This is a genomic window from Phyllobacterium sp. 628, from assembly GCF_014189505.1.
Lineage (GTDB): Bacteria > Pseudomonadota > Alphaproteobacteria > Rhizobiales > Rhizobiaceae > Phyllobacterium.
Genome location: NZ_CP050301.1, coordinates 2,029,666 through 2,045,651, shown reverse-complemented (window position 1 = coordinate 2,045,651; position 15,986 = coordinate 2,029,666). Strand labels below are relative to the sequence as shown.

Sequence of the window (15,986 nt, the reverse complement as noted above, 5' to 3'; positions counted from 1 at the left end):
TGTTCTCAGCCGATAACCCGCTGGTCGATCAGCCGCACCTTGCCGAAGCGAACGGTGAGCAGGATAACCACGGGCTGTTTGAACTTGCCAGAGACCGGATCAAGCGTTTGCGCATCGCGAATATCGACAGCTTCTACCTCGCCGCGCTTTTCGGTTTCCAGCATGGTGCGAACCACATTGCGGATCGCGGCCACCGAGCGCTGCCTCTTGGCAACCATGGTTTCGGCTTCCGCCAGGGATTTTGGCAGGATCACAGCCGCCTTGCGGTCTTCAGGGGTCAGCATGGCATTGCGCGATGAACAGGCGACGCCGTCTTCTTCGCGCACTGTCGCAACACCGGTGATCGTGATCGGCATATCGAGATCAATCACCATGCGGCGAATGATGGTCAATTGCTGATAATCTTTTTCACCAAAAAGGCATGATCCGGCTGAACAATATTGAAAAGCTTGGTCACAACCGTGCTGACACCACGAAAATGTCCCGGCCGGATCTTGCCGATCAAGATGCGGGAGAGCATCGGGTTTTCCACGATCGTGTTGGCACCGGCACGATAGATTTCGGCAACCTCCGGGGTGAAGACGTAATCGACACCTTCTGCCTTGAGCTTTGCCAGATCACCCGCCATGTCACGCGGATAGCTGGAAAGATCTTCATTGGGTCCGAACTGCGTCGGATTGACGAAAATCGACACGGCCGTCACGTCGCAGGCGGCGCGGGAATGACGCACCAGCGTCATGTGGCCGATATGCAGATAGCCCATGGTGGGGACCAGACCAATGGTCTTGCCCTGCAGTCGTTCAGCTTTCAGCGCTGTCCGCAATTCGGCGATTGTGGAGATGACTTTCATTTCAGTTCAATATCCAGTCCGATATCCAGCGGCGGCGCTGCCATGGTGATTTTCGAGGTGGAGATATAATCAACACCGGTTTCAGCAATAGCCTTGATCGTGTCCAATGCAATCCCGCCTGATGCTTCAAGCTTTGCCCGGCCAGCATTGATTTTGACCGCCTTTTCAAGCAGTTCCGGGCTCATATTATCAAGCAGAATCACATCGGCATTGACAGAAAGCGCTTCATCGAACTGTTCGAGGCCATCCACTTCCACTTCAATCTTCACGAGGTGCCCGGCATAGGCCTGCGCTGCAAGAATGGCCTTCGCCACACCGCCAGCAACGGCAATGTGGTTGTCCTTGATCAGAATGGCGTCGTCGAGGCCAAACCGGTGGTTGGAACCGCCACCACATTTCACCGCATATTTGGCGAAGGCGCGCATACCCGGAATGGTTTTGCGTATATCGCACACTTTGGCATTGGTGTGAGCGATCAGATCGGCAAACTTGGCCGTATAGGTGGAAATGCCACTGAGGTGCATGAGGAAGTTTAACGCTACCCGCTCGGCTGAGAGAATGGACCGGGCATTGCCTTCGACAATAGCTATGTCTTCACCGGGTTTGACCCGCGCGCCGTCCTTGACCAGGGCCGTGAATTTTACCGCCGGGTTGATCAGCGTGAAGGCCATCCGGGCAAACCCCAAACCGCAAATTATGCCTGCCTCACGGCTGGAAAGAACAGCTTTTGCAACAGCACCCTCCGGCAGTGTGGCATTGCTGGTGATGTCACCTGCCCTGCCGAGATCCTCCAGCAGCGCGTTACGCACAGCATCCTCGATCAGCAGATCTGGCAGGCTGGGCGGAAAGGCGTGTTGCATAGCTTTGGCCTTCTGCGAAACGTTCATATCTTTATTCCTTCCGCCTGCTGTCAGGCTAGTTCCATCATGGCATCGACATAGGTTTGGGCATCGTCCAGCGACAAAAATGTCCGGTGCTGCCAGTCAGGACGTTTTTCAGGATAATCCGTACGGAAATGACCGCCACGGCTTTCCTCGCGCCGCAAGGCACTGACAGCCACCAGCTTTGCCGTTGCGAGAACATTGCGGAAAGCCGGATCGCGGTTGTCTTTTTCCAACGTCAGGATGGTTTTCAACCCATCGACCATGTCATCACGATTGCGGATAACACCAAAACTGGCACTCATGGTCTTGCGCAATGTTGTCATTGCTGCCGTGTCACCTTCAGCCTCCAGATCATCGCGATCGACCGAACCCGACGACCAGTTGTCTACGGGCTTGCCATCGCCTTTACCAAGCTTCGCGGCTATGCGGGCGGAGAAAACCACGGCTTCCAGCAATGAGTTGGATGCCAGCCGGTTTGCGCCATGGGCGCCGGTGGATGTGCATTCACCGCAGGCCCACAGACCGTCAAGCGACGTGCGGCCATCCGCGTCGGTCAGGATACCGCCCATGAAATAATGTGCGGCTGGTATAACCGGGATTGGCTGGGTGACCGGATCGATTCCGGCATCGCGGCAATAGCGATAGACCGTTGGAAATTCCTCGGCAAAACTAGCGCCGACGGCCTTGGTACAATCAAGCCAAGCACCACGCCCGGCCATGACCTCGGCATAGATACCCCGTGCCACCACATCGCGGGGTGCAAGCTCGCCATCCGGATCGATCTTCAGCATGAACCGCTCGCCATCGCGGTTGATCAGCGTTGCACCGTGCCCGCGCAGGGCCTCTGTCGCCAGCGGTGCAGGGTCTTTGTGCACATCAAGCGCGGTGGGGTGGAACTGGACAAACTCCATGTCTGCCATTGTAGCACCGGCACGAGCGGCCATGCCGATACCTTCGCCACGCGCTTCAGACGGATTGGTTGTCACGGCATAGAGATGGCCAATACCACCGGTGGCGATAACAACGGCATGCGATGCAAGCCGGACTTTTTCGCCGCGTCCAGCTTCGGTCCGGGCAATGACGCCGGTGACGGCGCCGTTTTCCGTGGTGATATCCTCAACCACATAGCCTTCAAGCACGCGGATGGACGGCGTATTTTCCACCGTCTTGACCAGAGCCTGCATGATGGCGCGGCCCGCCATATCGCCGCGTACGCGGACAATACGGCTTTCGGAGTGTGCGGCTTCCCGCGATACCTGCAACCTGCCTTCGAGATCACGATCAAACGGCACGCCGTAACCCAGCAGGTCATGGACACGGGCCGCAGCCTCCGACGCCATCAGCCGGGCGATGCTCTCGTCAACAATACCATCCCCCGCACTAACCGTATCGGCAACGTGCTTTTCGATCGTATCGCCTTCCGACACCGCTGCCGCAATACCAGCCTGCGCCCAAGCCGACGAAGCGCCACGCCCGATCGGCGCAGCCGCCAGAACCGTGACAGGACGCGGTGCCAGTTTGAGCGCGCAAAAAAGCCCCGCCAATCCTCCACCGATAATGATAACCGGCTCAATCTGTGCCGAAGCTCCGGAAAATGTAGCATTCATCTGATGTTACCCCCTGTTGCCCGATGAGGCAGTTGGGTTGAAGGTCAGTTCTTCAGGTTCACCATGCGCTCGACAGCCAGCCGTGCCCGTTCGCCAATCAGTGGATCGACGTGGATTTCCTCACGCATGTAAAGCAGGCTCTCGAGGATGTTCGGCAGCGTGATGCGCTTCATGTGCGGGCAGAGATTGCATGGCTTGATGAACTTCACGTCAGGCACTTCGGACTCGATATTCGAAGCCATCGAGCATTCGGTAACAAGGAGTACCTTGGCCGGACGATTGTCTTTCACGTAGTTGATCATGCCGCTCGTGGAACCGGTATAGTCAGCAATGGCAACAACTTCCGGCGGACACTCGGGATGCGCAATGATCTGGATATCCGGATCTGCCGCCCTGTAAGCGAGCAGTTCATCCGCTGTGAAGCGTTCATGCACCTCGCAATGACCCTTCCAGGTCAAAATCTTGACGTCAGTCTGGGCGGCAACGTTCTGCGCCAGAAATTCATCAGGAATGCACAGGACACGATCAACACCGAAGCTTTCCACCACCTGCACCGCGTTGGCCGAGGTGCAGCAGATATCACTTTCAGCCTTCACCTCAGCCGACGTGTTGACATAGGTGACAATCGGCACGCCGGGATAGGTTTCACGCAGCAGGCGCACATCGGCGCCGGTAATAGATTCTGCCAGCGAACAGCCTGCCCGCATATCCGGGATCAGAACGGTTTTCTGCGGATTGAGCAGTTTCGACGTCTCCGCCATGAAATGCACGCCGCATTGGACGATGATTTCAGCGTCAACACGGGTTGCTTCGCGGGCGAGCTGCAGCGAGTCGCCGACGATGTCCGCGACGCAGTGGAAAATCTCGGGCGTCTGGTAGTTATGCGCAAGAATGACGGCATTACGCTGCTTCTTGACGCGATTGATCGCCGCGACATAGGGCGCATAAACCGGCCATTCAATGCGCGGAATATGATGGGCGACACGCTGATAGAGATGCTCGGTTTCAGCTGCCACTTCCGGGGTAAAAGACAGATCCGGCATTTCGAGAACACCAAAACGTTCTGCTGCGGTCTGGCCCGAGATCCGGCCCTTTGTGGCGCGTGCAATGCTGGTCATCGTCTTTTCCTCCTTCGGCAACCTCCTCAGATTGCCTGCTATCGATCATTTATACTCAATATGAGCATATTTACGATCAAAAGAAAAACGGCAAGGCCGTCGGGTAACTACATAGGGGAATATTTCCCCGGCTTCAAGAGGGAGATTTTCAACAATCGGCTAAAGATTAGCGCCGGGGCAGCCGCATCGGAGATCATCCGGCACGCAACTTTGCCCGCTATACAACAGCTGGAGAGTGATCAATCTTCCTGCTTCAAGAGCATTTCCTTGATTGACGTCACAGGCTTAATCAGTAAGTCGTACCCCGGTGACGATAAAAATTCCTGGCTTCCCGATCACGTTTTGCAGGGCTGTCGCCACCGAGACGCGGAGAGCAATTGGTGAATACTTTCGCGTCCATGTCGGACGGACGATCGCAAAAGACCAGCGGACTAATGCGGTCCGAATTGGCACATCCAGCAAGAGTTACGATACCAAGAGCCAGTACTGGCAAGACAAACCGCATGCAATAATCCTTCATTCTTTTATCAAGGGATGCCTGTTGCGTCCCGCGACTCATCAAATGTCTTGAAGAGCCAATTCACATCTATTCAATTGATTGAGACTACAAATAGGATAATCCTCCCCGGCATATAAGGGGGAAGAGGCGATGTCTGCGATTCAGTCGAACACAAAGAAGTCAACGGACATACCGTGGCTGATCATCATTGCCGGTTGTCTCATCGCGCTCATGACGTTTGGTCCGCGATCTGCCATGGGACTGTTTCAGCTGCCGCTCCTTCAGGATAGGGGCTGGGATCGCACGACATTCGGCATGGCCATCGCCCTGCAAAATCTCTTCTGGGGTATCGGGCAGCCATTTTTTGGCGCCATAGCCGACAAATACGGGACATGGCGGGTTTTGCTCATGTCGGCAATTCTCTATAGCGCCGGGCTTATCCTGATGGCATGGGCTACCTCCCCCGGTCTGCTCTATCTTGGCGGCGGCCTGCTTATCGGTCTTGGCATTGCCTCCGGATCGTTCGGGACAATCCTGTCCGCATTTGCACGCAACGTTTCAGCTGAAAAACGCTCGTTCGTCTTTGGTATCGGCACGGCGGCCGGCTCTGCCGGCATGTTCGTTTTTTCGCCACTCAGTCTTGCGCTGATCGACCGCTTCGGCTGGTCTGATGCATTGGTTTATCTTGGCATCGCCATGCTGATCGTCCCGCTCCTTGCCATCCCGTTGCGCGGTAATTCTTCCAGCGGACGGATCAGCGAAGCACAATACAAGCAATCGATGCGCGAAGCTTTGCGGGAGGCACTCGGCCACAAAAGCTACGTGCTGCTGACGACAGGCTTTTTTGTTTGCGGATTTCAGCTGGCGTTCATCACCGCCCATTTCCCCGCCTATATCAACGATATCGGTATCGATGCCCGCTACGCAGTTCTGGCACTTGCCCTGATCGGTTTTTTCAATGTGATCGGTTCGCTGGCCTCCGGCGTTATCAGTCAGCGCTACTCCAAGCCAAAATTTCTCACCTATCTCTATATCGGCCGTTCGGTACTGGTGGCAGCATTTTTGCTCCTGCCGCAGACCGGCACGTCAGTCGTCATTTTTGCCGTTCTGATGGGTTTGATGTGGCTTTCAACCGTGCCGCCAACCAATGCGCTGGTAGCCATCATGTTCGGTACACGTTATCTCGCCATGCTGGGCGGTATCGTGTTCTTTTCACACCAGCTCGGTTCGTTCCTCGGCGTCTGGCTTGGAGGCTATCTCTACGTTCATTTCGGCAGCTACAACCCCGTATGGTGGCTGAGCGTTGTCCTTGGCCTATTCGCTGCAATCGTTCATTGGCCGATTGAGGAGCGGGAGGCGGACCGCCCTCTCCTGCAACCGGCCGAATAATAGCTTATGGCTGCAGGCGCTTACGAATGGGCTCGAATTCCGGCGTTGCCTTGCGCTTGACCGGATCGGGCTCATTGGCATCAATGGCCTCCCAATACTTCCAGTTTACCTTCTGCGAGCCCAACACGTAGTCCATGCCATCCCAGCTATCCTCGCGGAAACTGTAGAAGGCCCAATGCAGTTGGTCCTTGTCGAGCACGGTCAGCACATCATCGAGATAGGTCTTGCAGCCGGCAAGCATGCGCATACAGCCGAATTCGCCTGCAACCATGCGGTTAAGCGGGATGCTGTGCGCTTTGGCCCAATCCACCGGTTGAGCCAGATAATCCGCAACTTTCCTGGCATTCCAGTTCACGGTTGAACCGGCAAACGGCACCTCGCCCGGATAGAGATAAGGCTTCTTGCGCTTGATGTTCGGTGCGCTTGTCGCATCATATGGTTCATACATGTGAAAGCTGTAGAGGACTTTCTCATCATCAAGCGGCTTCGGCCAATAATTGAAGGCGTCCGCAGCCGCATACCAGCCTGCATCGGCCATGACAGGCGTGACCGGATCAACCTTTCTGATCTCAGCGATGACGGTGTTATAAAACGCAATCAGATCGCGTGATCCACCCTGCTGTTTTTTGTACCAAGCCTGAAGGTCGGCTGCACTGGCATGTTCGGCAACGCCGCCCATCTTTTCCGGCGCAGGTTCGTTGATGATATTGTATGCCGCCACCGCCGGATGATCTTTCAGCGCCAGAGCCAGATCATGCCAGAACTGCACGGCTTGCTGCCACTTCGCCTTGTCCTGCCAAAGCCGGTCATCAAATTTGCCGTTGTTGTTTTGCGCCCAGCGCATCGACGGCAGGGAAAGCGGTGCAATGACAACCTTCAGGCCCGCCTTGTCGGCACGATCCAACGCAGCTTTCAGCGTGGCAAGATCCGAGGCCGGAATGCCTTCGTAGTGATCGGCATCGCCCATCAGGAAATCCCGTTTCGCCGGTTTCCACTTATCATAGGAGAGACGCACCCAGCTCGCACCATAGCTTTTCAAAGCATCGAAATAGGCCTGATCCGGCGGCAGGCGATTGAAGCTGTTGCCGCCATGCTGCGGCGTATCCCAGAAACGCATCAGATCAGCGGCATTGGCCGCGCAGGTCATGGTCAGGGATAGAAACAAGGTGGTGGCGATACGCATGGGCACTCCGTAAAATCATTCGGCAATGCGCCGATTGCGCGAGCAACAAGGCAATATTGGGCCAATTTTGGCACTTGCCTGTGACTATAAACAAAAACCGCCGCTTGAGGTTAACAAGCGGCGGGATCATTATCTGGATCAGATAATGTGCGGATCAATCGCGCAAGGCGGCTTCGATTTTGTCCAGTACATCGGCCTTGCCGATGCCCGTCAGAAAAGCCAGCGTGGTAATTACGGGCTTACCGAGATCTTTCGGCAATTGCGTGGTGGAAATCACCAGATCGACATCGTCGATCTGTCCGGCGACTTCTGTTGCCTTGCATTGCCGCGCGTTAAAACGGATCCCGCGTTCCTTCAGTGCATCCTCGACCGCATGGGCGACGACGGTTGACGTGGCGATGCCGGTTCCACAGGCGAAAAGTACGGTTTTCAGTTTGGTCATTGGTTCCCCTTCGTCCAGCAGCTTAACCAAGAAGCCGGGATACGTCTTCAACGGAGTCGGATTGTATCAGCGCGGTGATCGTATCGGCGGATTGAATGGTCAAAGCAATTTCCTGCAGCATTTCGATCTGCTGATCCTTGTCATTCAACGCCATCAGGAACACCACGCTGACCTGAAGTTTTTCGTCCGGATCTTCCATGTTTGAGAAGGCAACCGGTTTGCATAAGGTTGCCATCGCCAGACCTGATTTGAGGACATGTTCCGGGTCCGTATGGGGAATGGCAACATTGTTGTCCAATCCCAGGGGCAAACCGGTCGGCAAAGCCGCCTCCCGGGCCAGAACTGCCGCGGCAAAGCTCGCCTTCACATATCCCAGATCATGCAAACGATCGGACAATATCTGGATGACTTCCTGGTCATTTCCAGCCTCGATCCCGAGGATAATCGCTCCAGGATCGAGGTAACGCATCAAGGCTTGCGCCATTCACTTACTCCAGTCTGTGCCTGTGATCAGGCAGTCTTGTCCGCACTGTCATCGGCACCGGCAGCACGTTCCCAAGCCGCCGTATTGCGATGGTAGGCCCAGAATGCACCGGCGATGATGACGGCAATGACGCCGAGACCAGCCATACCAAGACCCCGAATCGCGGCAATCACCGCATAGGACACCCAGAGGAATCCATCAACGACGCTGGTGATCTGCACTGCATTGGCAGGCATCTTGAAGCCTGACGACTGGGCCGCGCTGGTGAATAGCGGCGCAAGCGCATTGGCAACATAGAAGCCGACAGCCAGCGTAAACGTGCCGACGATGACCATGCGGAAGACATTCCCCTTCAACAGCGGCGCTGTCATGGCGACGATGAAAGGAATAACCGCGAGGTCGGCAAAAAGAATGACGCGGTTGCCCGGCAGGATAATCGACAGGATGATGGCAATCGGCACAAGGATCAGTGACGAGGAAATCGCTGCGGGATGGCCAATCAGGATCGCAGAATCAAGGCCAACCAGCAATTCACGATCACCCGTCCGCTTTTTCACAAAGGCTTGCGCCGCGTCGGAAACCGGCAGCAGGCCTTCCATCAGGATTTTCACCATACGCGGCAAGAGCAGCATCACCGCCGCCAATGTCATGCCGGTCTGCAGGACCTTGCTGAAAACAACACCAAAATCACCGGCATTGTAATAGGCGATGACACCAAGGACGAGACCGATGATCAGGCCGAGAATGACCGGTTCACCAAAGACCCCAAAGCGCTTTTCAAACGTCTCAGTGTTGATCTCGATCTTGTTGATCCCCGGAATGCGGTCGATGATCCAGTTGAGCACAATGGCAATCGGCAGGATTTGTGCTGAAGCCAGATGCGGCACTGAAATGCCCGGAATGCCATAGAACTGCTGCACGGCCTTGGCTGACCAATCGGCGAACAGCAGACAGAGGGCAACCATCAGGGCAGCAACGATCAGGCCGTAAACCAGACTGTCAGTTGCCGCGACGGCCAGCGAGCCGATGAAGGCAAAGTGCCAGAAATTCCATACGTCCACGTTGAGTGTGCGGGTCAGGCGCGTGAGAAGCAGGACGATGTTGACGGCGATACCAATGGGTATAACCCAAAGACCAACCGAGGAGCCGAACGCGATGGCGGCGGCGGAGGGCCAGCCCACATCGACGATGTCGCGCTGGATGCCGGTATTGGTGACAATCGCCTTGGCCACGTCGCCGATTGAAGTCAGCATCAGTCCAAGCACGAGATTGATACCGATAAAGGCAACCCCGATGGTCACCGCAGCACGGAACGCGCGGCCAACCTTGGCGCCAAGGACGACCGCGATAATGAAAATCACGATCGGCAACAGGACCGTTGGCCCCATCGTATCGACGGCAGCCTTCAGGCCCGCCAAGAAACTGTCCATTTCAACCTCCCTAGCGGCCCTTTTGGGCCGCACACCCCTAAACGCGCATGTCGTGCGTCATGCCAATGTTTGACAGGATATGTGGGAAAAACTAGCGGAATATTGGGAAACTCAACCGGAATTCACACTTGTACGCTGCGATTTTGATGTAATTTCGAAATATCCGAGCAAAATTTCATGCGATGCGAAAAAACGCGCAAATCAGGTACTCAGGAAACACTGGGAACAGGCTGTTCCTGCGCATCGCCTGACTGGACCCACCAGCAGTGAAACTCAACGCGCTATTTCCGCATCATCTGCGAAAGATCGCAGATCGCGGCGTGAACGGATTGATGACCCGAGCCCGGCGTCGACAGCGCATGACCGAGATAGGTCCAATTGAGAATTTGCGCCCGGGTTTCCGCCAGAACAGGCTCTATGCCAGATTCTACCAGCAGTTTGCGCAGATAGCTTACCCGTTCGATATCGACTGAATCGACTATTGATTTGGCCAGAGGATCTGCTGTTGCCCATGCCCGGACAGCTACTTCGCGACGCGTATCCGCCAGAAATGCCCGTTCCAGCAATGCCTCAAGCCGATCTGCGTTCGTGTGCCCGATTTCATTGACCACTCCTTCCAGCGCAACAGCGCGCCAATGGCGCAGCACAGCGGTATGAAACGCCGCCACATCGGCAAAATGCCAATAGAAGCTGCCACGGGAGACGTTTAAAACCTTTGCCAGCTTGTCAGCTTTCAGCGCGGTAAAACCTGAAGATTCGAGTGCCGCCAGGCCTGCACTCACCCATTCTGCCGGACCTAAATGATTGTCTGCCATAAACCATACACCACTGCATTGACTCGTTCATCATTGCATCGTTAACTCCACCATACATAAGTGTATGGAGAGCGCAATGCATGACCTGCTTGTTCCTACCGCCGGTATTCTGGCTATGGCTGCTGCCATTATCCATGGAGTTCTTGGAGAAACAAAAATCTTCACCAAGGCACGCATCGAACCTCAATCACTGCGACTATTGATACGGTTGGTCTGGCAATGCAGTGCAGTTGCGTGGTTCAGCTTGGGCGGACTGCTCGTCGCCTCGCCGTGGATCGCGTCGCAAAGTGCCTCGCGCTGGATTATCGCAGCAAGTGCCCTGACATTCGGCTTCGCCGCCATCGCCAATGCCTGGGCCACTCGCGGCCGGCATTTCGGCTGGATCGTCCTGCTGGCCGTGACCGGCCTTTCGCTTGCTGGACTCTAAAAAACCTCAGCCCCGCCGGACAAAGCTATCAAACGGAAAGATCGCGCAGGTTTCGGTGCCGTGGGCGAGAAGTTTGCCGTTCTGATCCCTGAGAAATGCTTCTGACGTCGCCAGCGTTTTGCCGCGATGAACAACTTTGCCTTCGCAGGTCACAACTCCCATGCCGGCAGTCAAAGGCCGGACGAGATTCACTTTAAACTCGACCGTCGTATAGGCTTCGCCGGGTTTCAGGGTGGTCATGACGCAGCACGCCAAGGCAGAATCCATCAAGGTTGCGATCCAGCCGCCATGGATGCCGCCAAGTGGATTGAGGTGCTCCTGCAATGGCTCGCCCTTGAAGATCACCCGGTTCAATTCAGCCTCATACAGATTGAACGAAAGTGTCCGGGAAATGGGCGGCGCGGGATATTCACCGCGCAACATGGCCTGCAACACCTCAAGGCCGCCGCGCGTGGCAAGATCGGCAAGCGGTACCAGACCGATACCACCGGGAAATTCGATGGCTGAAACAGGGGCTGAATTCATGGAAGCACGGGCCTTTCCTCTGCGGCAAGGCCCTGCCCTGCGGTCTTTGATACGGAGCGCGAAACAGCGGTCAGAAAGCCGTCGCGGGATTCCGGCGCTTTGAGTGCGCGCGGCTCCCAGACGTGACGGGTGAAGAAGAAGCTGGTGAGACGAAAGGCATCGACAAGCTCTGTCAGGGATGCGGCACGCACCTTCGAACTGAGCATGAAGGGTGGCATGGCGAGAAGCTTGTCGGCCCATGGTGCACCGGCATCACGCGACACGGCCCGGCCCGACTTCGGCGACACATAGGCGAGATTATCTTCGCTGCCCGTTGCCGCACAGCGCTTCAGATCAAGGCCGAAACCCAATTCCTCCAGCATCATGATCTCAAAGCGCAACAGGAGTTCGCCCGAGATAAGCGGATCTTCGCAATGTTCAAGGATAATGGCGAGCGTTTCGAAGAGGCCCTGATGCGGATCGCGTTCAGGCAGCAGACGCAGGTGGGCGGCCGCCAATTGCAGGGCGTAAAGCCCAACCGGCTGTTCGAACAGCCGCGCTGCCGCAAAGGAAACCGGCTCGATCTGCATCATGCCGAGATGTTCATCGATCCGAGCCCGCCAGATCACATCGACCCGATTTCCCGGCTGCAACAGTGGCTGCATACGACGGGAACGGCCGCCGCGCACCAGCCCCATATGGCGGCCGTGCTCGCGCGTCATCAGCTCGAGAATGGCGCTGGTTTCACCATGCCGTCTCGTGCCGAGGATGATTCCTTCGTCCCGCCATTCCATGAGAGGGAAGGTCGCGCTATCCGTGCGGGAATTCAAGGCCCATTTCGCGGTAACGCTCGGGATCATTGCCCCAATTGTCACGAACCTTGACGAACAGGAACAGGTGAACCTTCTGTTCCAGGATTTCCATCAGTTCCTTGCGGGCAGCCTGGCCGATGGACTTGATCGCCTGACCTTCGTGACCAAGCACAATTTTCTTCTGGCTGTCGCGCTCGACATAGATCACCTGCTGGATGCGGACAGAACCGTCCGGCTTCTCTTCCCAGCTCTCGGTTTCAATCGTCGAGGAATAGGGCAGCTCGTTGTGCAGGCGCAGATACAGCTTTTCCCGGGTGATTTCCGCCGCCAGCATACGCATGGGCATGTCGGAAATCTGGTCCTCCGGGTAATACCATGGACCCTCCGGCAAATTATCGGCAAGATATTTCAGCAAATCTTTGCAGCCGTAGCCCTTCAGAGCCGAAATCATGAACGTCTTGTCGAAATGCATCATTTCATTGGCCCGCTGCGCCAATTCCAGAAGCTTCGGCGCTTCGATACGATCAACCTTGTTGAGAACGAGGATCGCCTTGCGCTTCTTTTCATGGAAAGTGCTGAGGATGGCCTCGGCTTCTTCGTTGATGCCCTCTTCCACGTCGATCAGTACAAGAATGAGATCGGCATCCTTGGCACCGCCCCAAGCGGTCGTCACCATGGCGCGGTCAAGGCGGCGCTTCGGCTTGAAAATACCCGGCGTGTCAACCAGCACCATCTGTGTACGATCGTGAATGACAATGCCGCGCACCAGCGCCCGCGTTGTCTGCACCTTGTGGGTAACGATGGAAACCTTGCTGCCAACGAGCTGGTTAACCAGCGTCGACTTGCCAGCATTGGGTGCGCCAATCAAAGCAATAAAGCCCGAGCGTGTCGGGCCTTCTGGCTGGGTCACCTCCGGTGTCACATCCTGATCGGTCATTTTTGTCCCTCTTCCTGCGTCTTCTCACGGACGCCTTCGCGGTAAAGCAAGGCAACGGCGGCTTCCTGCTCGGCAATACGCTTGGAACGTCCCATGCCGGTTGCAGGCGAAAAGCCTTTTACCTCTACCTTCACCGTAAACTGTGGATCGTGGTCCGGGCCGGTGCGCTCGACCACGCTGTATAAAGGCTGAGCTCCATCCTGCTGATGGGCCCATTCCTGTAATTCTGTTTTGGGATCACGCTGCGCTGAATTGATCTCACGCGAACGGGCATCCCAGTAACGCTGGATGAAAGGTTGCGCCGCTTCCAGCCCGCCGTCCAGATAAATCGTTGCAATCAGTGATTCCACCACGTCGGCACGCAGGCTTTTCAGTCGCTTGTCAGCCAGTCCTTTAACGTCGGAACCGGTGCGAATGAACTCGTGCAGACCAATTTCATCGGCGACTGCCGCACATGTATCGGCATTGACGAGCGAATTCAGCCGCAAGGACAACTCGCCTTCACTGGCTGTCGGATAGACGCGAAACAACATTTCAGCGATGACCAGCCCGAGGACGCGGTCGCCCAGAAACTCAAGCCGCTCATAATCCGATCCAACGGATTGGCGGGCACTGGCATGGGTCAGCGCACGCTCAAGCCGGGCAAGATCGCGAAATGTGTGGCTTGTCTGTTCCTCCAGTCTGCGAACGACATCTGCGGACAGGTTCATGGGCGGCTCATTGGCTCTTCGGGGTGAAAGATGTTCCATTCACACTGTGGAACAGCCGGTCGAAGCGCAATTCCGAAGGCCAGCGCCACAGTTCCAGCGGGCTTGCTTTCCCGGCAATGGAGAAGAAAATGATGTTGGCGCGGCCGATGAAGTTTTCGAATGGCACGTAACCAACGTCAAAGCGGCTGTCGGCGGAATTATCGCGATTGTCACCCATCATGAAATAGTTACCGGCAGGAACCACGAACTCGCGTGTATCATCGCCAAGGCCATTGGGTGTCAGATCAAGCGTGTCATAGGTGACGCCGTTCGGCAGCGTTTCGCGATAGACATCAACAGGACGATTGACCTCGGTGATGTCAGGATTGTTGATCTGCCCGACCTTCACACGCGGCACCGCCACATCGTTGATGTAAAGCACTCCGCCACGCATCTGCACGCGATCACCGGGCAGACCAACCACACGTTTGATGAAGTCCAGCGAGGTATCATTCGGCTTGCGGAATACGGCAACATCGCCGCGCTGCGGCTCGCTGCCCCAAATACGGCCCGAAAACAGGTCAGGAGCGAATGGGATCGAAAACTTGGAAAAACCGTAGGAGAATTTCGACACGAAGAGATAATCGCCTTCAAGCAACGTCGGGCGCATCGAGCCGGACGGAATGTTGAACGGCTGAAACAGCACGGTACGAATAACCAATGCGAGCAGCAGAGCCTGCACGATAACGCTGATTGTCTCGCCGAGACCACCAGATTTCTTCACAACAGATTTGTCGCTCACGCTCGTCATATCTCCAAAATTTGTAACGTGCCCCCTCTTAGCGGCTGAAACCGCAGGGAGCAATGCCGCTTAATGCCGTTTGATTAAGGCTAATCTTCGATTTTGAGGGCTTCAATAATCACGAATGCTTGTGCAAGCGGAAAATCGTCAGTGATGGTCACATGAATGCGCGCGGTGTGGCCAGCTGGCAGAATCGCATCAAGACGCTTTGCAGCACCATTGGTCAGCCGCATGGTCGGCGCACCGCTGGGCAGATTGACAACGCCCATATCGCGCCAGAAAACACCCTGCGCCAAACCTGTGCCCAGCGCCTTGGCGCAGGCTTCTTTGGCTGCAAACCTCTTGGCATAAGATGCGGCACGCAGCTTGCGGCGTTCGGATTTGGCTTTTTCTACCGGCGTATAGACCCGCTCAATGAAGCGATCGCCATGCCGCTCCAAGGTCTTTTCGATACGCCTGATATCGATCAGATCACTGCCTATGCCGATGATCATGAGGTTTCAGCGACTTTTTCCAGACGAAAGCCTGCCTTTCGCCTGTTCTGGAAGCTCGCAACGAGCCAGCGCGTGGGGAAATAGACAACAAGCGCAGCAATCAGGCCGAGCGGAATAGCGCCGATCAACATGGGTTTGACAATCGGACCCCATAATTCGGCAAAATCCAGATGCCGCAACATGTGTCCGAGATGATGCGGGAAAGGCTCATCGCTGGGGCCGCCGCTGAGGACAAAGCGCCCCGCTTCCAGGGTTGCACCCCAGATGAAAGGCAGAAAAAGCGGATTGCCCAGCGTCGTGCCAAGAATAGCGGCAGCGATATTGCCGCCAATGACCCAGGCAATAGCCAAGGCAACCGCGATGTGCACACCGAGAATAGGGATAAACGAGGAAAAGATGCCTGCAGCAAGACCAGCCGCAATGGCATGAGGCGTTGCACGCAAGCGCAGGACGCGTTTGCCGAAATAGCGCAGCGACCGGCCAACGGAGCGGCGGGGCCACAGCGCGACACGCATGCGTTCGCGAAGGCCCGGTTTTGTGCGCCGTTTAAATAGCATTGTCGTCAAGTCCCTCAGCGCGGCAGGCCGATGTATGCGTACAACCGGCCGGGCGCTCTTCTC

At 56.0% G+C, this 15,986-nt stretch carries 17 protein-coding genes and 1 pseudogene; 2 read left to right on the top strand and 16 right to left on the bottom strand.

Annotation, left to right across the window (positions count from 1 at the left end; translation table 11 throughout):
* Positions 1-5: 5 nt before the first annotated feature.
* From panC to nadA, 4 genes and pseudogenes are all read right to left on the bottom strand, one after another.
* A pseudogene (gene panC / locus HB779_RS11620) lies at positions 6-850 on the bottom strand (pantoate--beta-alanine ligase).
* A complete protein-coding gene (gene nadC, locus HB779_RS11615; RefSeq protein ID WP_188345895.1) occupies positions 847-1,710 on the bottom strand; it encodes a carboxylating nicotinate-nucleotide diphosphorylase in 864 nt (287 codons plus the stop codon). The pseudogene panC and the gene nadC overlap by 4 nt, the downstream one beginning before the upstream one ends.
* 50 nt (positions 1,711-1,760) lie before the next feature.
* Positions 1,761-3,341, bottom strand: a complete 1,581-nt coding sequence (locus tag HB779_RS11610) for an L-aspartate oxidase (protein ID WP_188342563.1) — start codon at positions 3,339-3,341, stop codon at positions 1,761-1,763.
* A 44-nt stretch (positions 3,342-3,385) separates the two neighbouring features.
* The gene (nadA, locus tag HB779_RS11605; RefSeq protein ID WP_188342562.1) at positions 3,386-4,459 is read right to left on the bottom strand and encodes a quinolinate synthase NadA; all 1,074 of its coding nucleotides are present in this window, start codon (positions 4,457-4,459) and stop codon (positions 3,386-3,388) included.
* A gap of 649 nt (positions 4,460-5,108) precedes the next feature.
* Here nadA and HB779_RS11600 point away from each other — a divergent pair.
* Positions 5,109-6,347 carry an MFS transporter gene (locus tag HB779_RS11600; RefSeq protein WP_188342561.1) on the top strand — a complete coding sequence of 413 codons (1,239 nt, stop codon included), beginning with the start codon at positions 5,109-5,111 and terminating at the stop codon, positions 6,345-6,347.
* 4 nt (positions 6,348-6,351) lie between these two features.
* Here HB779_RS11600 and HB779_RS11595 read toward each other — a convergent pair whose 3' ends face one another.
* From HB779_RS11595 to HB779_RS11575, 5 genes are all read right to left on the bottom strand, one after another.
* Positions 6,352-7,530 carry a glycoside hydrolase family 5 protein gene (locus HB779_RS11595; protein ID WP_188342560.1) on the bottom strand — a complete coding sequence of 393 codons (1,179 nt, stop codon included), beginning with the start codon at positions 7,528-7,530 and terminating at the stop codon, positions 6,352-6,354.
* Between the two features lie 154 nt (positions 7,531-7,684).
* A complete protein-coding gene (locus tag HB779_RS11590) occupies positions 7,685-7,972 on the bottom strand; it encodes a PTS sugar transporter subunit IIB (protein ID WP_188342559.1) in 288 nt (95 codons plus the stop codon).
* Between the two features lie 22 nt (positions 7,973-7,994).
* The gene (locus HB779_RS11585) at positions 7,995-8,456 is read right to left on the bottom strand and encodes a PTS sugar transporter subunit IIA (RefSeq protein WP_188342558.1); all 462 of its coding nucleotides are present in this window, start codon (positions 8,454-8,456) and stop codon (positions 7,995-7,997) included.
* A gap of 26 nt (positions 8,457-8,482) precedes the next feature.
* Complete coding sequence (locus tag HB779_RS11580; RefSeq protein ID WP_188342557.1) at positions 8,483-9,886, bottom strand: PTS galactitol transporter subunit IIC; 1,404 nt, start codon at positions 9,884-9,886, stop codon at positions 8,483-8,485.
* Positions 9,887-10,167: 281 nt separating this feature from the next.
* Positions 10,168-10,701 carry a TetR/AcrR family transcriptional regulator gene (locus tag HB779_RS11575; protein WP_188342556.1) on the bottom strand — a complete coding sequence of 178 codons (534 nt, stop codon included), beginning with the start codon at positions 10,699-10,701 and terminating at the stop codon, positions 10,168-10,170.
* A 76-nt stretch (positions 10,702-10,777) separates the two neighbouring features.
* Here HB779_RS11575 and HB779_RS11570 point away from each other — a divergent pair, with 76 nt between their 5' ends.
* A complete protein-coding gene (locus tag HB779_RS11570; RefSeq protein WP_188342555.1) occupies positions 10,778-11,128 on the top strand; it encodes a hypothetical protein in 351 nt (116 codons plus the stop codon).
* A gap of 6 nt (positions 11,129-11,134) precedes the next feature.
* Here HB779_RS11570 and HB779_RS11565 read toward each other — a convergent pair whose 3' ends face one another.
* The 7 genes from HB779_RS11565 to HB779_RS11535 all read right to left on the bottom strand — a co-directional run bounded on the left by HB779_RS11565 (position 11,135) and on the right by HB779_RS11535 (position 15,923).
* On the bottom strand, positions 11,135-11,653 hold the full coding sequence (locus HB779_RS11565) for a PaaI family thioesterase (protein ID WP_188342554.1): 519 nt from the start codon (positions 11,651-11,653) through the stop codon (positions 11,135-11,137).
* Positions 11,650-12,426, bottom strand: a complete 777-nt coding sequence (recO, locus tag HB779_RS11560) for a DNA repair protein RecO (RefSeq protein ID WP_188345894.1) — start codon at positions 12,424-12,426, stop codon at positions 11,650-11,652. The genes HB779_RS11565 and recO overlap by 4 nt, the downstream gene beginning before the upstream one ends.
* A gap of 16 nt (positions 12,427-12,442) precedes the next feature.
* On the bottom strand, positions 12,443-13,381 hold the full coding sequence (gene era, locus HB779_RS11555) for a GTPase Era (RefSeq protein WP_188342553.1): 939 nt from the start codon (positions 13,379-13,381) through the stop codon (positions 12,443-12,445).
* On the bottom strand, positions 13,378-14,091 hold the full coding sequence (rnc, locus tag HB779_RS11550) for a ribonuclease III (protein ID WP_188342552.1): 714 nt from the start codon (positions 14,089-14,091) through the stop codon (positions 13,378-13,380). The genes era and rnc overlap by 4 nt, the downstream gene beginning before the upstream one ends.
* A gap of 7 nt (positions 14,092-14,098) precedes the next feature.
* On the bottom strand, positions 14,099-14,881 hold the full coding sequence (lepB, locus tag HB779_RS11545) for a signal peptidase I (RefSeq protein WP_188342551.1): 783 nt from the start codon (positions 14,879-14,881) through the stop codon (positions 14,099-14,101).
* A gap of 80 nt (positions 14,882-14,961) precedes the next feature.
* Entirely contained in the window at positions 14,962-15,366 is a 405-nt protein-coding gene (acpS, locus tag HB779_RS11540; RefSeq protein WP_188342550.1) for a holo-ACP synthase, read from the bottom strand.
* The gene (locus HB779_RS11535) at positions 15,363-15,923 is read right to left on the bottom strand and encodes a DUF2062 domain-containing protein (RefSeq protein ID WP_188342549.1); all 561 of its coding nucleotides are present in this window, start codon (positions 15,921-15,923) and stop codon (positions 15,363-15,365) included. Before HB779_RS11535 ends, acpS begins: the two co-directional genes overlap by 4 nt.
* Between the last annotated feature and the right edge of the window lie 63 nt (positions 15,924-15,986).